Source organism: Streptomyces sp. DG1A-41 (genome assembly GCF_037055355.1).
Lineage (GTDB): Bacteria > Actinomycetota > Actinomycetes > Streptomycetales > Streptomycetaceae > Streptomyces.
The window spans coordinates 7,696,608-7,715,109 of the sequence record NZ_CP146350.1 but is presented as its reverse complement, the minus strand read 5'-3'; the positions used below and the strand labels follow the sequence as shown (position 1 = coordinate 7,715,109).

At 70.3% G+C, this 18,502-nt stretch carries 17 protein-coding genes and 2 pseudogenes; 15 read left to right on the top strand and 4 right to left on the bottom strand.

Annotation, left to right across the window (positions count from 1 at the left end; genetic code table 11):
- Positions 1-136 precede the first annotated feature (136 nt).
- Positions 137-1,642: an MFS transporter gene (locus V8690_RS35840; protein WP_338784212.1), complete on the bottom strand. Its 1,506-nt coding sequence runs from the start codon at positions 1,640-1,642 to the stop codon at positions 137-139.
- 118 nt (positions 1,643-1,760) lie between these two features.
- Between V8690_RS35840 and V8690_RS35835 the strand changes: the two genes are divergently transcribed.
- The 6 genes and pseudogenes from V8690_RS35835 to V8690_RS35810 form a co-directional block, all read left to right on the top strand.
- Positions 1,761-2,381, top strand: a complete 621-nt coding sequence (locus V8690_RS35835) for a TetR/AcrR family transcriptional regulator (protein WP_338784211.1) — start codon at positions 1,761-1,763, stop codon at positions 2,379-2,381.
- A 409-nt stretch (positions 2,382-2,790) separates the two neighbouring features.
- Positions 2,791-3,813 (top strand): ScbA/BarX family gamma-butyrolactone biosynthesis protein, encoded by a 1,023-nt coding sequence (locus tag V8690_RS35830; RefSeq protein WP_338784210.1) that lies wholly within the window; start codon positions 2,791-2,793, stop codon positions 3,811-3,813.
- Between the two features lie 51 nt (positions 3,814-3,864).
- Positions 3,865-4,569 (top strand): 3-oxoacyl-ACP reductase FabG, encoded by a 705-nt coding sequence (fabG, locus tag V8690_RS35825; protein WP_338784209.1) that lies wholly within the window; start codon positions 3,865-3,867, stop codon positions 4,567-4,569.
- A gap of 35 nt (positions 4,570-4,604) precedes the next feature.
- Positions 4,605-5,270, top strand: coding sequence for an HAD-IA family hydrolase (locus V8690_RS35820; RefSeq protein ID WP_338784208.1), 666 nt, complete (start codon positions 4,605-4,607; stop codon positions 5,268-5,270).
- Positions 5,271-5,353: 83 nt separating this feature from the next.
- Positions 5,354-6,319: an alpha/beta fold hydrolase gene (locus tag V8690_RS35815; RefSeq protein ID WP_338784207.1), complete on the top strand. Its 966-nt coding sequence runs from the start codon at positions 5,354-5,356 to the stop codon at positions 6,317-6,319.
- A gap of 232 nt (positions 6,320-6,551) precedes the next feature.
- Positions 6,552-7,335, top strand: a pseudogene (locus V8690_RS35810) (transposase); the annotation flags it as partial.
- A gap of 125 nt (positions 7,336-7,460) precedes the next feature.
- Here V8690_RS35810 and V8690_RS35805 read toward each other — a convergent pair.
- Positions 7,461-7,673 carry a hypothetical protein gene (locus V8690_RS35805; RefSeq protein ID WP_338784206.1) on the bottom strand — a complete coding sequence of 71 codons (213 nt, stop codon included), beginning with the start codon at positions 7,671-7,673 and terminating at the stop codon, positions 7,461-7,463.
- Positions 7,674-7,832: 159 nt separating this feature from the next.
- Between V8690_RS35805 and V8690_RS35800 the strand changes: the two genes are divergently transcribed.
- The 5 genes from V8690_RS35800 (at position 7,833) to V8690_RS35780 (ending at position 12,107) form a co-directional block, all read left to right on the top strand.
- Positions 7,833-8,234 carry a DUF2795 domain-containing protein gene (locus V8690_RS35800; RefSeq protein ID WP_338784205.1) on the top strand — a complete coding sequence of 134 codons (402 nt, stop codon included), beginning with the start codon at positions 7,833-7,835 and terminating at the stop codon, positions 8,232-8,234.
- 84 nt (positions 8,235-8,318) lie between these two features.
- Positions 8,319-8,750 (top strand): CBS domain-containing protein, encoded by a 432-nt coding sequence (locus tag V8690_RS35795; RefSeq protein ID WP_338784204.1) that lies wholly within the window; start codon positions 8,319-8,321, stop codon positions 8,748-8,750.
- 68 nt (positions 8,751-8,818) lie between these two features.
- Complete coding sequence (locus V8690_RS35790) at positions 8,819-9,457, top strand: diguanylate cyclase (protein WP_338785571.1); 639 nt, start codon at positions 8,819-8,821, stop codon at positions 9,455-9,457.
- Between the two features lie 5 nt (positions 9,458-9,462).
- Entirely contained in the window at positions 9,463-10,005 is a 543-nt protein-coding gene (locus V8690_RS35785) for a type 1 glutamine amidotransferase domain-containing protein (protein ID WP_338784203.1), read from the top strand.
- Positions 10,005-12,107, top strand: coding sequence for a catalase (locus V8690_RS35780; protein WP_338784202.1), 2,103 nt, complete (start codon positions 10,005-10,007; stop codon positions 12,105-12,107). Before V8690_RS35785 ends, V8690_RS35780 begins: the two co-directional genes overlap by 1 nt.
- 619 nt (positions 12,108-12,726) lie before the next feature.
- Here V8690_RS35780 and V8690_RS35775 read toward each other — a convergent pair.
- Complete coding sequence (locus V8690_RS35775) at positions 12,727-13,014, bottom strand: DUF6158 family protein (protein ID WP_338784201.1); 288 nt, start codon at positions 13,012-13,014, stop codon at positions 12,727-12,729.
- Between the two features lie 65 nt (positions 13,015-13,079).
- Here V8690_RS35775 and V8690_RS35770 point away from each other — a divergent pair, with 65 nt between their 5' ends.
- Complete coding sequence (locus tag V8690_RS35770) at positions 13,080-14,180, top strand: Vms1/Ankzf1 family peptidyl-tRNA hydrolase (protein ID WP_338784200.1); 1,101 nt, start codon at positions 13,080-13,082, stop codon at positions 14,178-14,180.
- A 14-nt stretch (positions 14,181-14,194) separates the two neighbouring features.
- Here V8690_RS35770 and V8690_RS35765 read toward each other — a convergent pair whose 3' ends face one another.
- Positions 14,195-15,814 carry an ATP-binding cassette domain-containing protein gene (locus V8690_RS35765; RefSeq protein WP_338784199.1) on the bottom strand — a complete coding sequence of 540 codons (1,620 nt, stop codon included), beginning with the start codon at positions 15,812-15,814 and terminating at the stop codon, positions 14,195-14,197.
- A 159-nt stretch (positions 15,815-15,973) separates the two neighbouring features.
- On the opposite strand from V8690_RS35765, the pseudogene V8690_RS35760 reads away from it, so the two are divergent.
- The 3 genes and pseudogenes from V8690_RS35760 (at position 15,974) to V8690_RS35750 (ending at position 18,501) form a co-directional block, all read left to right on the top strand.
- Positions 15,974-17,363: pseudogene (locus tag V8690_RS35760) on the top strand (diacylglycerol kinase family protein).
- Between the two features lie 103 nt (positions 17,364-17,466).
- A complete protein-coding gene (locus V8690_RS35755; RefSeq protein ID WP_338785569.1) occupies positions 17,467-18,288 on the top strand; it encodes a class I SAM-dependent methyltransferase in 822 nt (273 codons plus the stop codon).
- Positions 18,289-18,330: 42 nt separating this feature from the next.
- Positions 18,331-18,501 carry a hydrophobic protein gene (locus V8690_RS35750; RefSeq protein ID WP_338784198.1) on the top strand — a complete coding sequence of 57 codons (171 nt, stop codon included), beginning with the start codon at positions 18,331-18,333 and terminating at the stop codon, positions 18,499-18,501.
- The last annotated feature ends 1 nt before the right edge of the window (position 18,502 follow it).

The following is an 18,502-nucleotide window of genomic DNA, read 5'->3' as shown; positions in this document are numbered from 1 at the left end:
TGCCTCCCGTCACTTCGGACAGGAAGGCGGACAAGTTCCAGCGCACGTGAACGGCGCTCCGCCACCTCGGTCATGAAGGTGGCGAAGCGCCGTGTCTTATGTACGCCGCGGAATACGGGATCTTATGCGCACGAGGTCAGCCCACTTCTGTGGGCAACGGGGCTTTCTCGGGGGCCGCGGTCGTCGCGGCGGCGTCCCGGCGCGGCGGGACCAGTGCGGCGGCGATGGCCACCGCGCCGATCGCACACACGGCGGCCGTCGCGTACAGCGCGATGTGCAGTGCGTGGGTGAACCCGTCGGCCAACACGCCGGAGGTGCTGCCGGACAGGTCGCCCGCAGCAACCTCCGCGGCCAGTTCCGGCGATCCGACGCGGGTGCTGATGAGGCTGACCAGGACGGCGCCGTACACGGCGATGACGATGGCCTCGCTGCCGATGCGCATGGTGTTGAGGAACCCGGCGGCCATTCCGGCCTGCTCGGGCTCGACGAGACTCATCGCCGCGCCATCGCCCACGCCGAACGACACACCGGCGCCCAGCCCGGTCATCAACAGCGGACCGGCGATCACGGCGAGGGAGGTGGAGGGGCCGATCACGGTCAGCCACGCGTTGCCGCCGGCGAACATCACCAGCGAGAACGTAATCAGCGCGCGGGGTGACACGCCTCGGTTGACCAGGTTTCCGGCCAGCGGCGGGGCCAGGAGTACCGGCGCGGTCATCAGCAGCAGCACCGTTCCGGCGCGCTGGGGCGAGAAGCCGCTCGCACCCACGAGGTAGGTGGGCAGATACGTCAGCAGCGTCACAAAGCCGAAGGTCGACACCACAGGCACCATGCACAGCGCGAAGAACCGGCGGTTCTTCACCAGCGACATGTCCAGGACCGGCGCGGCGGAGCGCGACTGCAGGATCACGAAGTACACCAGCAGCCCCACGCCGACGACGAGCAGCGACAGCACGCCTGCGCTCGCCCATCCCCATTCCGGACCTTGGACCGCGCCCAGGACGAGCAGACCGAGACCCGCGACGAACACCACGGCACCGGTCACGTCCAGCCGGGGACGCTGCTCGGCACGCGACTCGGCGACGAAACCGACGCCGGCCAGCGCCACGACCACCAGCGCGGCGTGCAACCCGAACGTGGCACGCCAGCCGAGCGCGCCGACCAGCCAGCCGGACAAGGTGGGGCCCGCGGCCAGGCCGAGGCCGGCGGCACTCCCGAGGGCCGCGAAGGCGCGGGTGCGGGCGGCGCCGTCGAAGGTCGTGGCGAGGATCGCGCCACCGCTGGCGAAGACACCCGCCGCACCGATGCCCGAGACGGCTCGGGCGATGTCGAGCAGGACGATGCCGGGTGCGGCCGCCGCGGCGACCGAGCCGACGGCGAACACAGCCGCACCTGCCGCAAAGGCCTTGCGACGGCCGATCAGGTCGGCCGCTGATCCGGTGACCAGCATGAATGAGGCGAAGGTCAGGTTGTAGGCGTTCATCACCCATTGCAGTGGTGCGCCCGCGGTGTGCAGATCTTCACCGATGTCCGGTAGAGCGACAGCCGCTCCCGAGATGGACATCGGCACAGTGACGAAGGCCAGTAACACCACTACCAGCGTGATCGCTGGGCGTGAGCGGCCCGTGGGGACGGTAGTCACGAGTTCAGGCTCCTTCAGGAGACGTTCAAACAGCCGCAGTCGGCCACCAAGGCGACAGTGCCACTAAGTGGCACTAGCTGTCAAAGCGCAATCGCTTCTGAGTGGTAGGCTCGTGGACGTGAGTGACGATCTGCGCGACCTGCCACTGCGGGAACGGAAGAAGCTGCGTACGCGCCGAGCCCTGGCCGAGACCGCGCTGCGCCTGTTCACCGAACGCGGGTACGACGCCACCACGCTCGACGATCTGTGCTACGCGGTGGAGGTCTCCAAGCGCACCTTCTTCCGTAACTACCGGTCCAAGGAGGACGTCGCCCTCGCCGCCGACAGCGACCTGTGGTCGGCATATCTGGACTGCGTGGCCACCTCGAAGCTGGACGGCCCGCTCCTGGAGGCTCTCCGCGGAGCCCTCGACACCACGCTGGGCGCCATGGACACGGACTGGGCCCGCCGCTTCCTGACCACCCGTGAGCTGTCGGAGGGCGTTCCCGCCCTGCAAGCGCACAGCCTGGGATACTGCCAGGAGACCACGCGCGCCATCGTTGACACGGTGACCGAGCGGTCCGGTGCCGGCGTCGACGGGGTACGCCTACGGCTGACCGTCGAGATCTTCGTGGCCGCCTGGCACACGGCGTCCCTGCACTGGACAGCACAGGGCGGCCAGGGCGGCCGCGACGGCCTGATGAAGCTTGTCCAGGAGACCTTCGCCAGGATCCCCGAGGCACTCACCTCCCCCGCCTAGGCCCTGTCGTCAAATTCCCGTCGTCCGCCCGGAGGGCGGGCCCGGCGGCGTCTGGTGCGTGCGATCGCAAGGCGCCGGAGCGCCCTCAAGGGGGAGCCCATGACGCCGCAGGGACCACCCTCGGGGCGAGCGACGCGACTTTGCGGACACCCCCTGGCGTTCCATCGCCGTCGGCGAGGCAGCTCAGCCGCTGCACCACTTGCGGCCTCCTCTGCCCGAAACCCCTTTTCCCGGCACCGCGTTCATATGTGTACCGCGATCCCCGAGAAGCGGCATCCCCCGTACCTCCTAGGAGGTACCACCGCCTCGTTCTAAGTGGTATCTCCCTTGAGTTGGCGCACAGGGGAGCCTACGTTCCTGAATTAAGACCGATGGGCGGCGGAATTACAGCAGAAGGAGGGCCTGGGTCGTGACGACCTCGGAGATTGCTCCGGAACGGAAAAGGTCAGGAGTCCTGGAAACTCTCGGATTCCATCAGACTGTCGATCGACGTATGGTCCACCGGGCTTCAGTCGCCGAAGTCTTTGTCACCGGAATGCAGCGGACCGGCGATCTGACCTTTCGGTCGGCAGCGCAGCTCCCGCTGTCCCATGCTTATTTCAATGATCACCTGGGGACTCCTGCGACGTACGACCCACTGCTCCTGCTGGAGATATGCCGACAGGCCTCCATCTATGGTGCACACGCGCAATTGGACATACCCCTCAAGACCACCTTCATGGTCAACGACTGGGCGATCGATCTCCACCACGGCGATGCACTGATCATCGATCGAAAGCCCGGCGAGCTGCTTCTGAGCGAGACCATGACACCGGCGTACGATCGCAGGAACCGCATCACCGCACTGCGTTTCGACATCAGTTTGGAACTCGCCGGAGAAACGGTGGGAAACGCTCACATTCGAGTGAGTTCCGCACCCACGGCGCAGTATGCGTCGCTCCGGTACATGCAACGCGGCAGCACTCCGCCCATGACCTCGGCGTTCCGCTCACCGGACGCAAGGCAGAACGCCGAACGACCGGCTCGGGTGGGACGCCGTAATCCAGCGAACGTCGTGCTCTCCGATGTCGATTTCGACGCGGGGCAGGCCTCGCTGACCGCCGCGCTGGCACCCGACTTCGGCAACAGCGGGCTTTTCGACCACGATTACGACCATATTCCGGCCATGGTATTGATGGAAGCCGCACGCCAGTCGGCGCTGCTGCTGTATTCAAGCTCCGGGACCATCGGCGGAACTAACGGGACCTGCTCGGCAGCCGCATTCGAAGCCTCGTTCTCACGTTTCGCCGAACTGGACTCGCCGGTACGCGTCGTCGCGGCTTTCGAGGCTCGGCAGGAGTCGCCGCACCGGGTCTCGGTGACTTTCGAGCAGTCGGGTGCGACCGTGGCCGCCGTCCGTACCGAGGTTCGCCCGCCGGCGTCCACCAGGTGACTTCGCCTCACCGGCAGCACCGCCAGATCTTTCACACAGCGAGGAGCTGAAATGAGCAGGACAGTCCTGGTAACGGGCGGAAACCGCGGCATCGGACTGGAGATCGCCCGGGTGCTGGCGAGTTCCGGTGACAAGGTCGCCGTGACCTACCGAAACGGTGAGCCTCCTGCTGAATTCTTCGGTGTGCGGTGCGATGTCACAGACCGCGAGGACACGGAGCGGGCGCTGGCCGAGGTCGCCCAGCAGTTCGGCCCGGTACAGGTATTGATCGCCAATGCCGGCATCACCAAGGACGCGCTGGCTCCGATGATGTCCGACGACGACTTCCGAGGCGTCCTCGAGACGAATCTGGTCGGAGCGTTCCGCTGTGCCCGTCTCGTGGCTCCCGATATGATCCGTGCCCGCTGGGGACGCATCGTCTTCATGTCGTCGGTGATGGGCTTCCTCGGCTCCGCCGGCCAGGTCAACTACGCGTCCTCCAAAGCCGGACTGCTCGGTCTCACCCGCTCGCTCGCCTGGGAACTCGGCTCGCGGAACATCACGGTCAACATGGTGACTCCGGGTCTGATCGAGACGGACATGATCAAGGGCGTGAAGGAAAAGCGCCGCGACGGCCTGCTGGCCCAGACCGCGCTGCGGCGCGTGGGGACGCCCACGGAAGTCGCCGAGGTCGTCCGGTTCCTCGCCGGCGACGCGGCGTCGTATGTGACCGGTGCCTCGATTCCCGTGGGCGGCGGTCTGGCGATGGGGCAGTGACGGTGGCACCGCTCCCGAATCGTCAGGAGGTAGAGATGCAGCGGTCCGCCGGCTCTCCGGTCCGTGCCGTCTGGACGGACTACGGAGGCGTTCTGGAGATTCCGTCCACCAAAGTGACAGTGGCCAACTTCTGCGCGAAGATCGGGATTTCTCCGAAGCAGCTACTCGCGGCCATGGAAAAGGTGGCCGACTCCTACGGGGTGGACCTGCTGGCACCGCTGGACACCCCGCTCGTCACCCAGGAAGAGTGGTCGGAGCAGGTCCAGGATGTACTGCGCGCTGACGAAGGCGTGGAGGTGGACCTGTCCGACTTCCCGGCACGCTGGTTCGAGGGCCGCACGGCCAACGAGCCGTGGGTCGCGCACCTGCGGCAGCTCACCTCCCGTGGAGTCTTCGTCGGACTGATGTCCAATATGGTGCCGGCCTGGGACGAACACTGGCGCCGGGTTGTCCATCCCGAGGGGCTCTTCAAGGAACTGGTCATGTCGTTCGAGGTCGGCAGCCGTAAACCCGAGACGGGTATTTTCCGAGTGGCCGAGGAGCTCACCGGATTCCGGCCGCACGAATGCGTTCTGATCGACGACATCGAGAAGAACTGCGCAGGGGCGAGGAGGGCAGGCTGGCACGCCATCCATTACACGGATCCGGCCCGAGCGATCAGCGAACTGGAAGCGCTCCTCGGCGCGGGCGGCCCGGAGTAATGGCCTCCCGGATCATTCTCGACGCCCTGGGTGTCCCTCTCTCCGGCCTCCTCGCGGAACCTCCGTCCGGATGTCCCCGGGCGGTGGTCCTGGCGCTGCACGGCAGCGGAATCCGGGCAGGCTACTTCGAGAGTCACGCCGAGCCCGGACACTCGCTTCTGGATGTGGGAGCGAAGCTCGGGTTCACCGTCCTCGCGCTGGACCGTCCCGGATACGGGGAGTCGGCTTCGCTCCTGCCGGAAGGAGCGCCGACCCAGGAGCAGGCCGTACTGTTGCGTGCCGCTCTGAAAGATTTCGCGCGCACGCGGGAAACCGGGCAGGGCTTCTTCGTGGTGGCGCATTCCAGTGGCGGAAAGACCGCGCTCGCCATGGCCGCTCAGGATCTGGACGACCGCATCATCGGTCTGGACATCTCGGGCCTGGGCAGTACTCCGGCAGCGGACGCGACACTCCCCCGGCACTCGGTCGGTCGTATCGATGGGTACCGGCACTGGGGAGACCCCGCTCTCTACCCTGCGGAAACCTTCCGCCGCTGCCGTTCGCTGCTTGCTTCGATTCCCGTCCAGGAGATCCAGGAACTGCCGCTCTGGCCTGAGATGTACGCCTGTCTCGCTGCCTCGGTGACGGTACCGGTCCGCTTCACCTTCGCCGAGCAGGAGCCGTGGTGGCAGTTCGGCGCGCAGGCCGTGGCCGACCTGACCGCGCCGCTGGCTTCGGTGCGGGTGCAGGTGGACCACCAGCCGGACGCGGGCCACAACATAAGCCTCGGATGGGCGGCGCGGACCTATCACCTCCGGGCCCTCGCCTTCCTGGAGGAGTGTCTCCTCGCCCGCCGGACTGCCCAGACCCCAGGCTCCGCACCGGGTCCGGACCCAGCGCCGGCCCCAGCGCCGGGCCCGGACTACGGGCAGCCCCCGGACCTCGCCCCTGCGCCGGACCTCACGCCGATCGAACCGCTGCCGAGCGACGACAGCATGTCGGCCTCCGCCTCCTGGCAGTTCCTCAAACGGGTCATGTTCCCGCTGGCCTCGGCGCCGGACACGACCTGAGACGGCCGACCGCACAATCGAGCGCCGGTTCCCCGGCGAGATCCCCAGAGTTCGGGTGTTCCTCGGTATCCGCCCCCGCGAGGTCGACGACCGTCGCAACTGCCTGCTAGCCTCGCGCTTTCACGAGGTGGGCTGTCCAAGGCTTGATCAGAAACGCGAGAAGTGCTCCTGACCTGCAACGATAGGACTTGTCGAGGGTCCAGATCGTTCCGTGGAAAGAAGCACTTCTCAGGTGAAGAAGCGTATCGGGTCGTACCCGCATGTCCGCGTTGAGGGCGGCGGCCGGTCGGTGGTCTCCCAGGCCGGGGCCGTGCTGCTGGTCAAGACGGTCAACAAGACCGGTCTGGATGCGGCGATATCAACGGCATTGGCGCCCTGGCACAAGGCTCGGGCGGTGCACGATCCCGGCAAGATCCTGCTGGATGTAGCACTTGCGGTCACTCGGTGGCGACTGTCTGGCCGATGTCGGCATGCTGCGGGCCGAGCCGGCCGTGTTCGGGCCGGTGGCCTCCGACCCAACAGTCTCCCGGCTCATCGACACGCTCGCCGCGGGCGGGAAACGCGCCCTGACCGCGCTCCGCACCGCCCGCGCCGAAGTGCGCGAACGAGTATGGCGGTTGGCCGGTGAAGCAGCGCCGGACGCCGGCGGGCAGGTGATCGTGGATATCGACGGCGTCCTCGTCCTGGCGCACTCCGAGAAGCAGGACGCCACCGCGACCTGGAAGAAAACCTTCGGACACCACCCGCTGATGGGCTTCGTCGACCATGGCCAGGGCGGGTCCGGTGAACCGGTCGTGGGCCTGCTGCGGCCAGGCAACGCGGGCTCGAACACCGCGAGCGACCACATCACCGCAGCCCAACTGGCCCTGGCCCAGCTGCCCAAGCCCTACCGACGCGGACGGCAGACCCTGATCCGGTGCGATTCCGGCGGTGGCACCCACGAGTTCGTCGCCTGGCTCGCCCAGCGCGGACGCTGGCTGTCGTACTCGGTCGGCATGACCATCACCGACGCCATACAGTGGGGGCTGGAATGGCTGTACGAGCAGGGCACTGGACCCCAGCCTGACTCGGGAGCCGCTGGTGCCGTGGGCGGCCCGGTGCGATCGCGGTCTGCGCACTGAACTGTTCGGCGCGAGGGTCGCTACTTCCTTCCATGCAGAGAAGAGTTCAGTGCCCAGGTCAGGGCCATGGGGACTGAACTCTTTCCTTTCGTCCGACACGCGGCCCCGGTGGGCACGCCGGCCGGTTCGCGCCGGTCGGCGTCGTCCTGCGGCAGCAGCAGTTCCTCGTAACGGCCCAGCACCAGCACCACTCCGAGCATGAACAGCGGAATGAGCACAGCGAGCAACGCCATGGCGTGTCCTTCCCCAGAGATGTGTGGGGGGTGTGATCCGGGTCTCCCGCAGGCCTTGGCGCAAACCAGTGCGGACAGCGCCGATCCGGGGTGGCGAGCCCGTGTCGGCTCGCGGTGTACGGGTACGCGGTGCGGACCCCCGAACGTCTGGAGGGAGACATGCAGCGAGGCAGCGACCGGCTGAGCGTCCACCGTGACGATGAGATGAAGCATGAACTCCAGGGGCTGCTCAGGTCCGGGCACCCCACCCGCAGTGAGGAGTGGCACGACCCGGAGCCGGCCGCCGAGGACGACCCCGAGGTCGCGTACGGGCCGGTGACGCCGAGCCGTGCGCCGACGTCCCTGGAGTCGGTGCGTCTGGAGCTGGCCCGGATCCTGGGCCGCCGGGCGTTCCCCGCGAGCGCGCGCGACCTGGCCCGCGAGCTGCGCGGCCACCAGGCGCCCGACGCCCTCGTCGAGGCCCTGGAGCGGCTGCCGCGCCAGGAGCGCTTCGGCAATGTCCAGGAGCTGGCCCAGGCCCTGGTCCGGGCCCGGGAGACAGGACCGGAGGAGTACGCGTAGGGACCGCATCGGGGCGTACCGCGGGCGGGCCGGCCCCGCCCGCGGTGGCCCCGCCCGAGGGGGATCGGACGGAGGCCTTCAGTGATGGCCGAGTTGGTGAAGGACGTGATGACGCCGGGTGTGGTCGCCGTACGCCCGGACGCCTCGCTCGTCGAGGCGGCGCAGTTGATGCGCACCCAGAACATCGGCGACGTGGTGGTGGCCGACGGGCAGGACGTGATCGGTGTGCTCACGGACCGTGACATCACGGTGCGGGCGGTGGCCGACGGTGCCGACCCGATGACGGTGAGCGCGCAGTCGGTGTGCACGCCGGACCCGGTGACGGTGACGCCGGACGACCGGGTGGCGACCGCGGTCACGCTGATGCGCGAGCACGCGGTGCGCCGGCTGCCGGTGGTGGAGCACGGGCTGCCGGTGGGGATGGTGAGCCTCGGCGACCTGGCCGAGGCCGAGGACCCCGCGTCGGCGCTCGCGGACATCAGCCGCGCGGAGCCCGACGCCCGAGGAGGTGTGTGAGCATCGGCCAGGCGAAGGAGATCAGTGCCACCGGCGATGGGGGTCCCCCCGCGCGAGCGAAGCCGAGCGTGGGGGACGTCGACGTCGGTGACGCCACGACCCGCTACCTGCTGTACGGGCTGCTGCCCAGCTGGTTCGTGCCCGGGGTGGCCGACTGGGTGATGCACCGGCGGACCCGTATCGAGGAGACCGCGGGCACCAAGGAGTCGTTGATCCACTCGCTGATGATGGCCGAGGTCGGCATCCCGATCGCGCTGACGCTGCGCTACGAGGTGAACCCGCTGCTGCTGAGCGTGCAGCTGGGCGGGGCCGCGGTGCACGAGGCGACGGCACTGTGGGACGTCCGTACGGCCGTCGAGAGCGAGCGGGAGGTCAAGCCGCTCGAGCAGCACATCCACAGCTTTCTGGAGTCGCTGCCGTTCGGGGCACTGGCCTCCCTGATGTGCCTGCACGCCGACCAGGTGAAGTCGCTGTTGCGCGGCGGCCGCGGGGACCCCGACGCCTGGCGGCTGGTGCCGCGCCGGCGGCCGTTGTCGCGCGGCTATCTGGCGGGCATCGCCGCGGCGATCGGCACGTGCGTGCTGCTGCCGTACGGCGAGGAGTTGCTGCGGTGCGTGCGCACGAGCCGCGGGAACCGCAAGAAGGACGAGAACGCGAGGAGCGACGCGGCGCGCTGGAGCGCCGCCCGCTCCGGGAAAGGACGTTGAACATCATGCGTATCGCATTTCTGGTGGCGCCCGAGGGCGTCGAGCAGGTCGAGCTGACCGATCCGTGGCAGGCCGTGAAGGACGCCGGGCACTTGCCCGTGCTGGTGTCGACGAAGCAGGGGGAGATCCAGGCGTTCCACCACCTCGACAAGGCGGACACCTTCCCCGTGGACGAGGTCGTGGGCGAGACCGCGCCGGGCTCGTACGGCGCCCTGGTGCTGCCGGGCGGCGTGGCCAACCCGGACTTCCTGCGGATGGACGACAAGGCCGTCGCGTTCGTCCGGGACTTCTTCGAGCAGGGCCGCCCCGTGGCCGCGATCTGCCACGCGCCGTGGACGCTGGTCGAGGCGGACGTCGTACGCGGGCGTGTGCTGACCTCCTGGCCGAGCCTGCAGACCGACATCCGCAACGCGGGCGGCACCTGGGTCGACGAGCAGGTGAAGGTCTGTGACCACGGTGCCAACAAGCTGGTCACCAGCCGTAAGCCGGACGACCTGAAGGCGTTCTGCGAGACCTTCCTCGACGTCTTCGCCGAGGAGGCCGCCTGATGGCCTCTGCGGCCGACCGGAAACAGGAGCAGCGCGAGGCGTTCAGGGCGGACGATCCGGCCGGCGGGCCGCTCACCACCGACCAGGGCGTGGAGGTCGACCACACCGACGACTCCCTGGCGGCGGGCGAGCGCGGCCCGACGCTGATGGAGGACTTCCACTTCCGGGAGAAACTCACCCGCTTCGACCACGAGCGGATCCCGGAGCGGGTGGTGCACGCGCGGGGCGCGGGCGCCTACGGCTATTTCGAACCGTACGAGTCCTGCGCGGAGTTCACCCGTGCGGCGTTCCTCCAGGACCCGGCCGTGCGGACGCCCGTGTTCGTGCGGTTCTCCACCGTGCAGGGCCCGAAGGGCTCGGCGGACACGGTGCGGGACGTGCGCGGCTTCGCGACCAAGTTCTACACGTCGGAGGGGAACTACGACCTGGTCGGGAACAACTTCCCGGTCTTCTTCATCCAGGACGGCGTCAAGTTCCCCGACTTCGTGCACGCGGTGAAGCCCGAGCCGCACAACGACATCCCGACGGGCGCGTCCGCGCACGACACCCTGTGGGACTTCGTGTCGCTCCAGCCCGAGACGCTGCACGCGATCATGTGGCTGATGTCGGACCGGGCGATCCCGCGCAGCTACCGCATGATGCAGGGCTTCGGCGTGCACACCTTCCGGTTCGTGAACGCGGACGGCAAGGGCACGTTCGTGAAGTTCCACTGGAAGCCGCGACTCGGCGCGCACTCGCTGGTGTGGGACGAGGCGCAGGAGTGCCAGGGCCGCGATCCGGACTTCAACCGGCGTGACCTGTGGGACGCGATCGAGGCGGGCGAGTACCCCGAGTGGGAGCTGGGCGTGCAACTCGTGCCGGAGGACGACGAGTTCGCGTTCGACTTCGATCTGCTCGACCCGACGAAGATCATCCCGGAGGAGCAGGTGCCGGTGCGGCCGATCGGCCGGATGGTGCTGGACCGCAACCCGGAGAACTTCTTCGCGGAGACCGAGCAGGTCGCCTTCCACACGGCGAACGTCGTCCCCGGGATCGACTTCACCAACGACCCGCTGCTCCAGGCGCGGAACTTCTCCTACCTAGACACCCAGCTGATCCGGCTCGGCGGGCCCAACTTCTCGCAGCTGCCGGTGAACCGGCCGGTCGCGCCGGTGCGCAACAACCAGCGCGACGGCTATCACCAGAGCGCGATCCACTCCGGCACGAACTACTTCCCGAACTCGCTCGGCGGAGGCTGCCCGGCCCACGCGGGCGCCGGGACAGGCGCGTACACGCATTACGCCGAACGGGTGGACGGCCACAAGATCCGGCGTCGCAGTCCCAGCTTCCAGGACCACTACAGCCAGCCGGCGATGTTCTGGAACAGCATGGCGGACTGGGAGAAGCAGCACATCGTCGAGGCGTTCCGGTTCGAGCTCGGCAAGGTGGGCGCGATGACCGTGCGGGCGCGTACGGTCGAGCACCTGGCCAAGGTCGACGGGGAGCTGGCGGTGCAGGTGGCTCGGGGTGTCGGGGTGCCGGAGCCGTCCGGTGCGGGGGCTGCGTCCAAGCTGGCCTCCCCCGCGCTCAGCCTGGAGTCGCTGCGCGGGGACGGTTCGATCCGGACCCGGCAGATCGCGGTGCTCGTCACCGACGGGGTGGACGCCGAGCAAATCACCTCCGTGCGGGAGCGGCTGGCCGCCGAGGGGGCGATCGTCGAGGCGCTGGCCGCGGCGGACGGGACGATCACCGGGTCCGACGGTGCGACGTACACGGTCGACCGTGCGCTGCCGACCGTGGCGTCCGTGCTGTACGACGCCGTGCTGCTGCCCGGCGGGCCTGTCGGCACTCCGCCGACGGCGGCCGACCCGGACGCGGTGCGGTTCGTGCGGGACGCCTACCGGCACGGCAAGCCGGTGGGCGCGCTCGGCTCGGGCGTGGGCGTCCTGTCGGCCCTGGAGCCCGAGGGGCTGAGGCTGTCCACGGAGTTCCAGCGCGTGGTCGCGGACCAGGGCGTGGTGACGGACACGTCGCCGGGCCCGGCGAGCGAGGAGTTCCTGAACGCGTTCGTGGCGGCGATCGCGGCGCACCGGCACTGGGGACGGGAGCCGGTGCGACGCTGAGCCGGGCACTCAGCCGCGGGGCCGGGCCGGGTCTGTACCGGCCCGGCCCCGTTCGTGTCTTTGGCCGGGCCGCGCCGACGGGTCTTGCGCCGCGTGGGCGGGTGGAGGGCCGTGCTGTGAAGGACAGCGGCCGCGGCCTTGCCGGGGCGGGCCGACGCGGCCGGGGCGTGGCGGTGCTGAGCGGGGCGAGTTTGTGGGAGCGGGCGACCGGGCGGGGAGGGCTGGGTCGCGGGCCGACGTGGGCACATCGCCGGATGACGGTGCGGGCCGGACGAGATGTGGGGCCAGGGCCACCGGGACGGTGCGGCTGGGCCCGTGGGACGGACCGGCGCCGACGCCGACCATGTAGGCGCGGGCCACCCCGCATGGCGGTCCGGGCCGGGCCGAGATGGTGAGGGCAGGCAACCGGGATGGTGCGGCTGGGCCCGTGTCACGGGCCGGGCCGACGTCGGCCGAGTTGGTGCGGGCACGCCGATGGCGGTGCGGGCCGGGTTCGGGTCGGGACGTGGCTCTGTGTCGGCCGGGCTTCGTGCCGGGGCGCGGCGCCGGGCCGGTCGGTCTGGGGCGGGCCACGGTCGGTGCCGGTTCGCGTGTGTGCCGGTCCTGCCTCCGGAGCGACTCAGGTGCCGGGGGTCGTGGGAGTCGTCGCCTCCCCGCTGCCCCGCTCACGGGCCCCTTCGCGAGTGCGGCCCGCGGCCACCGGGCGGCGCGGGTTGCGGCGCAGGAACTCGCCCTCGAGCTGCGCCATGCGTTCGTTGTGGGCCCGCAGCGCGTCGTTCGAGCCGTAGAGCAGCGTGTCGTGGCGCGTGCGGTGGATGGTCTCCAGCTCCTTCATGAGCTGCTGGTCGTCCAGCCGGTCAGGATCCACTCCGGTCATGGTGTTGCCCCGCTCGTCGTGTTCGTTCATGCGGTCCGGGTACCCGCCCCGGGAGCAACTGAGCACTACCCCCGAGCGGCACCCGGGAGGGAGCCATGGATCTCGCCTTTCTGCACCCACTCTACGAACACCCCGGGCCTTGGGCCTCGGTGTACGTCGACACCTCCCGGCATACGGAGGACACCCCCCACGAGCGGCAGCTCACGGCCCAGGCGATGGCCAGGCAGCTGGCCGACCAGGGCGCGGACGAGGCGACCTGCCAGGCCGTACGGAGCGCGATCGATGACCTGCGGCACTCCTCCGAACCGCATGGCCGGGCCCTGTTCGCCCGCGCCGGCGAGGTGGTCCTCGACCCGCCGCTGGCCCGTCCACCGCAGGGGGGCGCCTGGGCCGAATGGGCCCCGCTGCCGCGTGTCACGCCGCTGCTGGAACTGGCCGGTGAGGACCCGGTGTGCGTAGTGGCGTACGTCGACCGCAAGGGCGCGAACTTCGAGCTGCGCAGCGCACTGGGCCGGGAGGGCGCCGGAAGCGTCACCGGGCGCCAGTGGCCGGTGCACCGGACGAGCTCCGTGGACTGGTCCGAGCGGCATTTCCAGCTGCGGGTGGAGAACACCTGGGAGCACAACGCCGCGGAGATCGCCGACGCGCTCGCCGTGTGCCAGGAGGAGACCCGCGCCGACCTGCTGATTCTCGTCGGTGACGACCGCGAGCGGCGGTCCGTGCACGAGCGGCTGCCCAAGCGGCTGCACGACCTCGTCGTCGAGGCGCCGCACGGCACCGGCAGCCGGCTCCTGGACGAGGACGTGGAGCGGGCTCGCGCCGAGCATGTGGCGCGGCAGGCCGAGGGGGAGCTGGAACGGTTCCGGGCCGCCCGGAACCCGGACGACGAGGGCCGCCCCGGGGCCGTGGAGGGCGTGCCCGCGCTGGTCGAGGCGGCGCGCGAGCACCGCATCGACGAGCTGCTGATCAGGCCGGACGGGCCGGACGCGCACCGCGAGGTGTGGATCGGCGAGGACCCGGACCAGCTGGCGGTGCGGCGAACGGACCTGAAGATCCTCGGCGAGCAGCACTCCTGGCCCGCCCGGGCGGACGACGCGCTGATCCGGTCGGCCGTGGCGACGGACGCGGCGGCACTGGCCGTTGCGGAGCGAGAGGTTCCGGTCGGCGGGCTCGGGGCGCTGCTCCGCTGGAAGTGATCAGCTGCCCGCTTCTACCGCGCTCGTTCCACCCGGCGTTCGTCCCAGACCGGGTCCGGGGTCTCCCGGACCCGGCCGTCGCTGCCGAAGACCAGGTAGCGGTCGAAGGAGCGGGCGAACCAGCGGTCGTGCGTGACCGCGAGGACCGTGCCGTCGAAGGCCTCCAGGCCCTCTTGGAGCGCCTCCGCGGACTCCAGGTCCAGGTTGTCGGTCGGCTCGTCGAGCAGTAGCGCCGTCACGCCTTGGAGTTCCAGGAGGAGGATCTGGAAGCGGGCCTGCTGGCCGCCGGACAGGCGGTCGAACGTCTGCTCGGCCTGATGCGTCAGCTCGTAGCGGCGCAGCCTCGACATCGCCGCGCCGCGGTCCTGTGAGTACTCCTTCCACAGGATGTCGAGCAGCGTGCGGCCCTCCAGCTCCGGGTGCGCGTGCGTCTGCGCGAAGTGGCCGGGCACGACCCGGGCTCCCAGCTTCCAGAGACCCGTGTGCGCGACATCGTCCCCGGCGAGCAGGCGCAGGAAGTGGGACTTGCCGGAGCCGTTGGAGCCGAGGACGGCGACGCGTTCGCCGTAGAAGACCTCCAGGTCGAAGGGCTTCATCAGGCCGGTCAGCTCCAGGCGCTCGCAGGTGACGGCCCGGACGCCGGTGCGGCCGCCCTTGAGCCGCATCCTGATGTCCTGCTCACGGGGCGGTTCCGGAGGCGGGCCGGCCTCCTCGAACTTGCGGAGCCTGGTCTGGGCGGCCTGGTAGCGGGAGGCCAGCTCGTGGCTGATGGTCGCCGCCTGACGCAGGTTCAGCACCAGCTTCTTCAGCTGGGCGTGCTTCTCGTCCCAGCGCCTGCGCAACTCCTCGAAACGGGCGAAGCGTTCGCGGCGGGCCTCGTGGTACGTGGCGAAGCCGCCGCCGTGCACCCAGGCGTCGGCGCCGGTGGGGCTCGGTTCCAGGGAGATGATGCGCTGGGCCGCGCGGGCGAGGAGTTCGCGGTCGTGGGAGACGAAGAGGACGGTCTTGCGGGTCTCCGCGAGGCGCTCCTCCAGCCAGCGCTTGCCGGGCACGTCGAGGTAGTTGTCGGGCTCGTCGAGCAGGAGCACCTCGTCCGTGCCGCGCAGCAGGGCCTCCAGAACGAGCCGCTTCTGCTCGCCGCCGGAGAGGGTGCGGACCTGTCGCCACTGCGCCTTGTCGTACGGGATGCCGAGGGCGGCCGTGGTGCACATGTCCCACAGCGTCTCGGCCTCGTAGCCGCGGGCCTCGGCCCAGTCGGCGAGGGCCTGGGCATACTTCAGCTGGGCGGCCTCGTCGTCCACGGTCATGATGGCGTGCTCGGCGGCATCCACGGCGTGGGCCGCCTCGCGGATGCGGGGGGTGGCGACGGAGACGAGCAGGTCCCGTACGGTCGTCTCGTCGCGTACGGATCCGACGAACTGCCGCATCACACCGAGTCCGCCGCCCACGGTGACGGATCCGCCGTGCGGCTTGATCTCACCGGCGAGCATCCGGAGCAGGGTCGTCTTCCCGGCCCCGTTGGGCCCCACGAGGGCGACGACGGCTCCCTCCCCCACCCGGAACGACACATCACCCAGCAGCGCCCTTCCGTCAGGCAGGTAGTACTCCAGGTGTGCGGCTTCGAGGTGACCCATGGACGCGATTCTGTGGCGGCGACGGCACGCCGGGCAAACGCATTTCCGCTGGAGTGCGCGCTGTCGCCCACGACCCGTGTCCTCTTCGGACACGATGATCACCCACAACCCTGGCCGCGGACGGTCGGTGTGTCCACCCCCTCCGGGTACCCGCATGCCATGACGTCCGCCGCCCTGGATCCCGTCCTGTCCCGCCTGAGCCACAGCGCGAACCACGGTGCCCTCTGGTTCGCGGCCGCCGCCGCCCTCGCGGCGACCCGCACGCCCCGTGCCCGCCGCGCGGCGACCCGAGGACTGGCCTCACTCGGCCTTGCCTCCCTCACCGTCGCCGCCCTCGGCAAGCGCACGGTCTTCCAGCCCCGCCCAGCGGCACCGGCTCCGGTCCCGCTGATCGGGCAGCCGAAGCGGCGGCCGATCACTCCCTCCTCCCCCTCCGGGCAGGTTGCGTCCGCCGCCGCCTTCGCGACCGGTGTCGCCCTGGAGTCCCCCGCCTGGGGCACGGTCGTCGCCCCGGTGGCCGCCTGCGTCGCCCTCTCCCGCGTCCACACCGGCGCGCACTTCCCGAGCGACGTCCTGGCGGGCGCCGCCCTGGGCGCGGGTGCCGCGTTCGCCGTGCGGGGCATGGTGCCGACGCGCGGCCAGGTCGCCCCGCCGCCCCGCCCCCGCGCGGAGGTTCCGGCGCTGCCGGACGGCGAGGGACTCGTGCTGGTGACGAACACCGCCGCCGGGAGCGCCGAGCGTGCCCGTGCCCTGCGGGACGCCCTCCCCCGGGCCGAGATCGTCGAGTGCGAGCCGGGGGACGTGCCCGCCGCGCTGGAGAAGGCGGCCGCCCGCGCCCGGGTCCTCGGCGTGTGCGGCGGCGACGGCACCGTGAACACCGCCGCACGCGTCGCGCTCCGCTTCGACCTGCCCCTCGCGGTGCTGCCGGGCGGGACCCTCAACCACTTCGCCTACGACCTGGGCATCGAGGACGTACGCGATCTCGCCCGGGCGCTGCGTGAGGGCGAGGCCGTGCGCGTGGACGTGGGCCGGTACTCCTGCGGCGGGAAGCACGGTGTATTCCTCAACACGTGCAGTGTCGGCGTCTACCCGGAACTCGTGCGCGAGCGGGAGCGCTGGTCGCACCGGATCGGCGGCTGGCCCGCCGGCGTGCTCGCGGCCCTGCGCGTGCTGCGGGCCGACCGGCACCCGCTGGAGGCCGAGTTCCAGGGCCGTACGCGTCCCCTGTGGCTGCTGTTCGCAGGGAACGGCACCTATCACCGCATGGGGCTGGCGTCCGGGCGCCGGAGGGATCTCGCGGACGGGCAGCTCGACGTGCGGGTCGTGCACGGGGGGCGCCTGCGCGGTCCGGCTGCTCGCCGCCGCCATCGCGGGGCCGCTGACCCGCTCCCCCGCGCACGCCGCCGTCCAGGTGGGACGGCTGCGGCTGGATCACGTGGCGCCCGGCACGCTCCTCGCCTACGACGGTGAGGTCATCGAAGTGGAGGGCCGCGTCACCCTGGAGAAACTGCCCGAGGCGCTGACCGTCTACCGGCCGATCCCCGCCTGACTGACGCTCCGTCAGTCCACATTACGGGAATACGGTCTCACTATGCGGCCAGACTGCGTACGGTGATCCCATGCCGACCCGAAACGAAGGGGTGGGATCCGCCATGCCGGAACCACGCGAGACCGCCGTCTACACGCACGGGCACCACGAGTCGGTGCTGCGTTCGCACACCTGGCGGACCGCCGCCAACTCGGCCGCGTACCTGGTGCCCTCGCTCCGGCCCCACATGAGGATCCTGGACGTCGGGTGCGGACCGGGCACCATCACCGCCGACCTGGCCGCGCTCGTCCCCGACGGGCAGGTCACCGGCGTCGACCGGGAGCCGGAGATCCTGGAGCGGGCGCGGGCCACGGCTGACGGGCGGGGGCTGGCCAACGTCGACTTCGCGGTCGCCGACGTGCACGCCATGGACTACCCGGACGACACGTTCTGCGTGGTGCACGCCCATCAGGTGCTCCAGCACGTGGGGGATCCGGTGCGGGCCCTGCGCGAGATGAGGCGGGTGGTGAAGCCCGGAGGGCTCGTCGCCGTGCGGGACGCGGATTACGAGGCCATGACCTGGTTTCCGGCGTCCGGGGGGCTCGACCACTGGCTGGACCTCTACCGCCGGGTCGCCCGGGCCAACGGCGGTGAGCCGGATGCCGGGCGCCGGCTGAAGGCGTGGGCGCTGCGAGCCGGGTTCACGGACGTCACGGCGACCTCCGGCACCTGGACCTTCGCCACGCATCAGGAGCGGGCCTGGTGGAGCGGGCTGTGGGCCGACCGGACGCTGGCGTCCGCGTACGCGGACCGGGCCCGGCAGGGCGGGCACGCGAGCGTGGCGCAGTTGCGGGCCGTGGCCGACGCCTGGCGGCAGTGGGGGGAGCGGGAGGACGGCTGGTTCAGCGTGCTGCACGGAGAAATTCTCTGCCGAAAGGACGTCTGAAACACCGATTCGGGGACACCCTAAAAGCAGGAGGTTCGAATTATGGTTCCCATCCTGCTGGTGCTGCTTCTGGCGTTGGTTCTGTTCGGCGCCGGATTCGCAGTAGAGGTGCTCTGGTGGATCGCGTTGGCGGTTCTCGTTGTGTGGCTGCTGGGATTCTTCGTCCGTGGTACGTCGGCGACCGGAGGCAGGGGCCGGTGGTACAGGTGGTGAA

Bases quoted from the DNA above. Each gene is read 5' to 3' on its own strand.
- fabG (WP_338784209.1), top strand. From the start codon at position 3,865: ATGAGCAGGACAGTCCTGGTAACGGGCGGAAACCGCGGCATCGGACTG.
- V8690_RS35820 (WP_338784208.1), top strand. From the start codon at position 4,605: ATGCAGCGGTCCGCCGGCTCTCCGGTCCGTGCCGTCTGGACGGACTAC.
- V8690_RS35805 (WP_338784206.1), bottom strand. From the start codon at position 7,673: ATGGCGTTGCTCGCTGTGCTCATTCCGCTGTTCATGCTCGGAGTGGTG.
- V8690_RS35800 (WP_338784205.1), top strand. From the start codon at position 7,833: ATGCAGCGAGGCAGCGACCGGCTGAGCGTCCACCGTGACGATGAGATG.
- V8690_RS35795 (WP_338784204.1), top strand. From the start codon at position 8,319: ATGGCCGAGTTGGTGAAGGACGTGATGACGCCGGGTGTGGTCGCCGTA.
- V8690_RS35785 (WP_338784203.1), top strand. From the start codon at position 9,463: ATGCGTATCGCATTTCTGGTGGCGCCCGAGGGCGTCGAGCAGGTCGAG.
- V8690_RS35780 (WP_338784202.1), top strand. From the start codon at position 10,005: ATGGCCTCTGCGGCCGACCGGAAACAGGAGCAGCGCGAGGCGTTCAGG.
- V8690_RS35775 (WP_338784201.1), bottom strand. From the start codon at position 13,014: ATGAACGAACACGACGAGCGGGGCAACACCATGACCGGAGTGGATCCT.
- V8690_RS35770 (WP_338784200.1), top strand. From the start codon at position 13,080: ATGGATCTCGCCTTTCTGCACCCACTCTACGAACACCCCGGGCCTTGG.
- V8690_RS35765 (WP_338784199.1), bottom strand. From the start codon at position 15,814: ATGGGTCACCTCGAAGCCGCACACCTGGAGTACTACCTGCCTGACGGA.
- V8690_RS35755 (WP_338785569.1), top strand. From the start codon at position 17,467: ATGCCGGAACCACGCGAGACCGCCGTCTACACGCACGGGCACCACGAG.
- V8690_RS35750 (WP_338784198.1), top strand. From the start codon at position 18,331: ATGGTTCCCATCCTGCTGGTGCTGCTTCTGGCGTTGGTTCTGTTCGGC.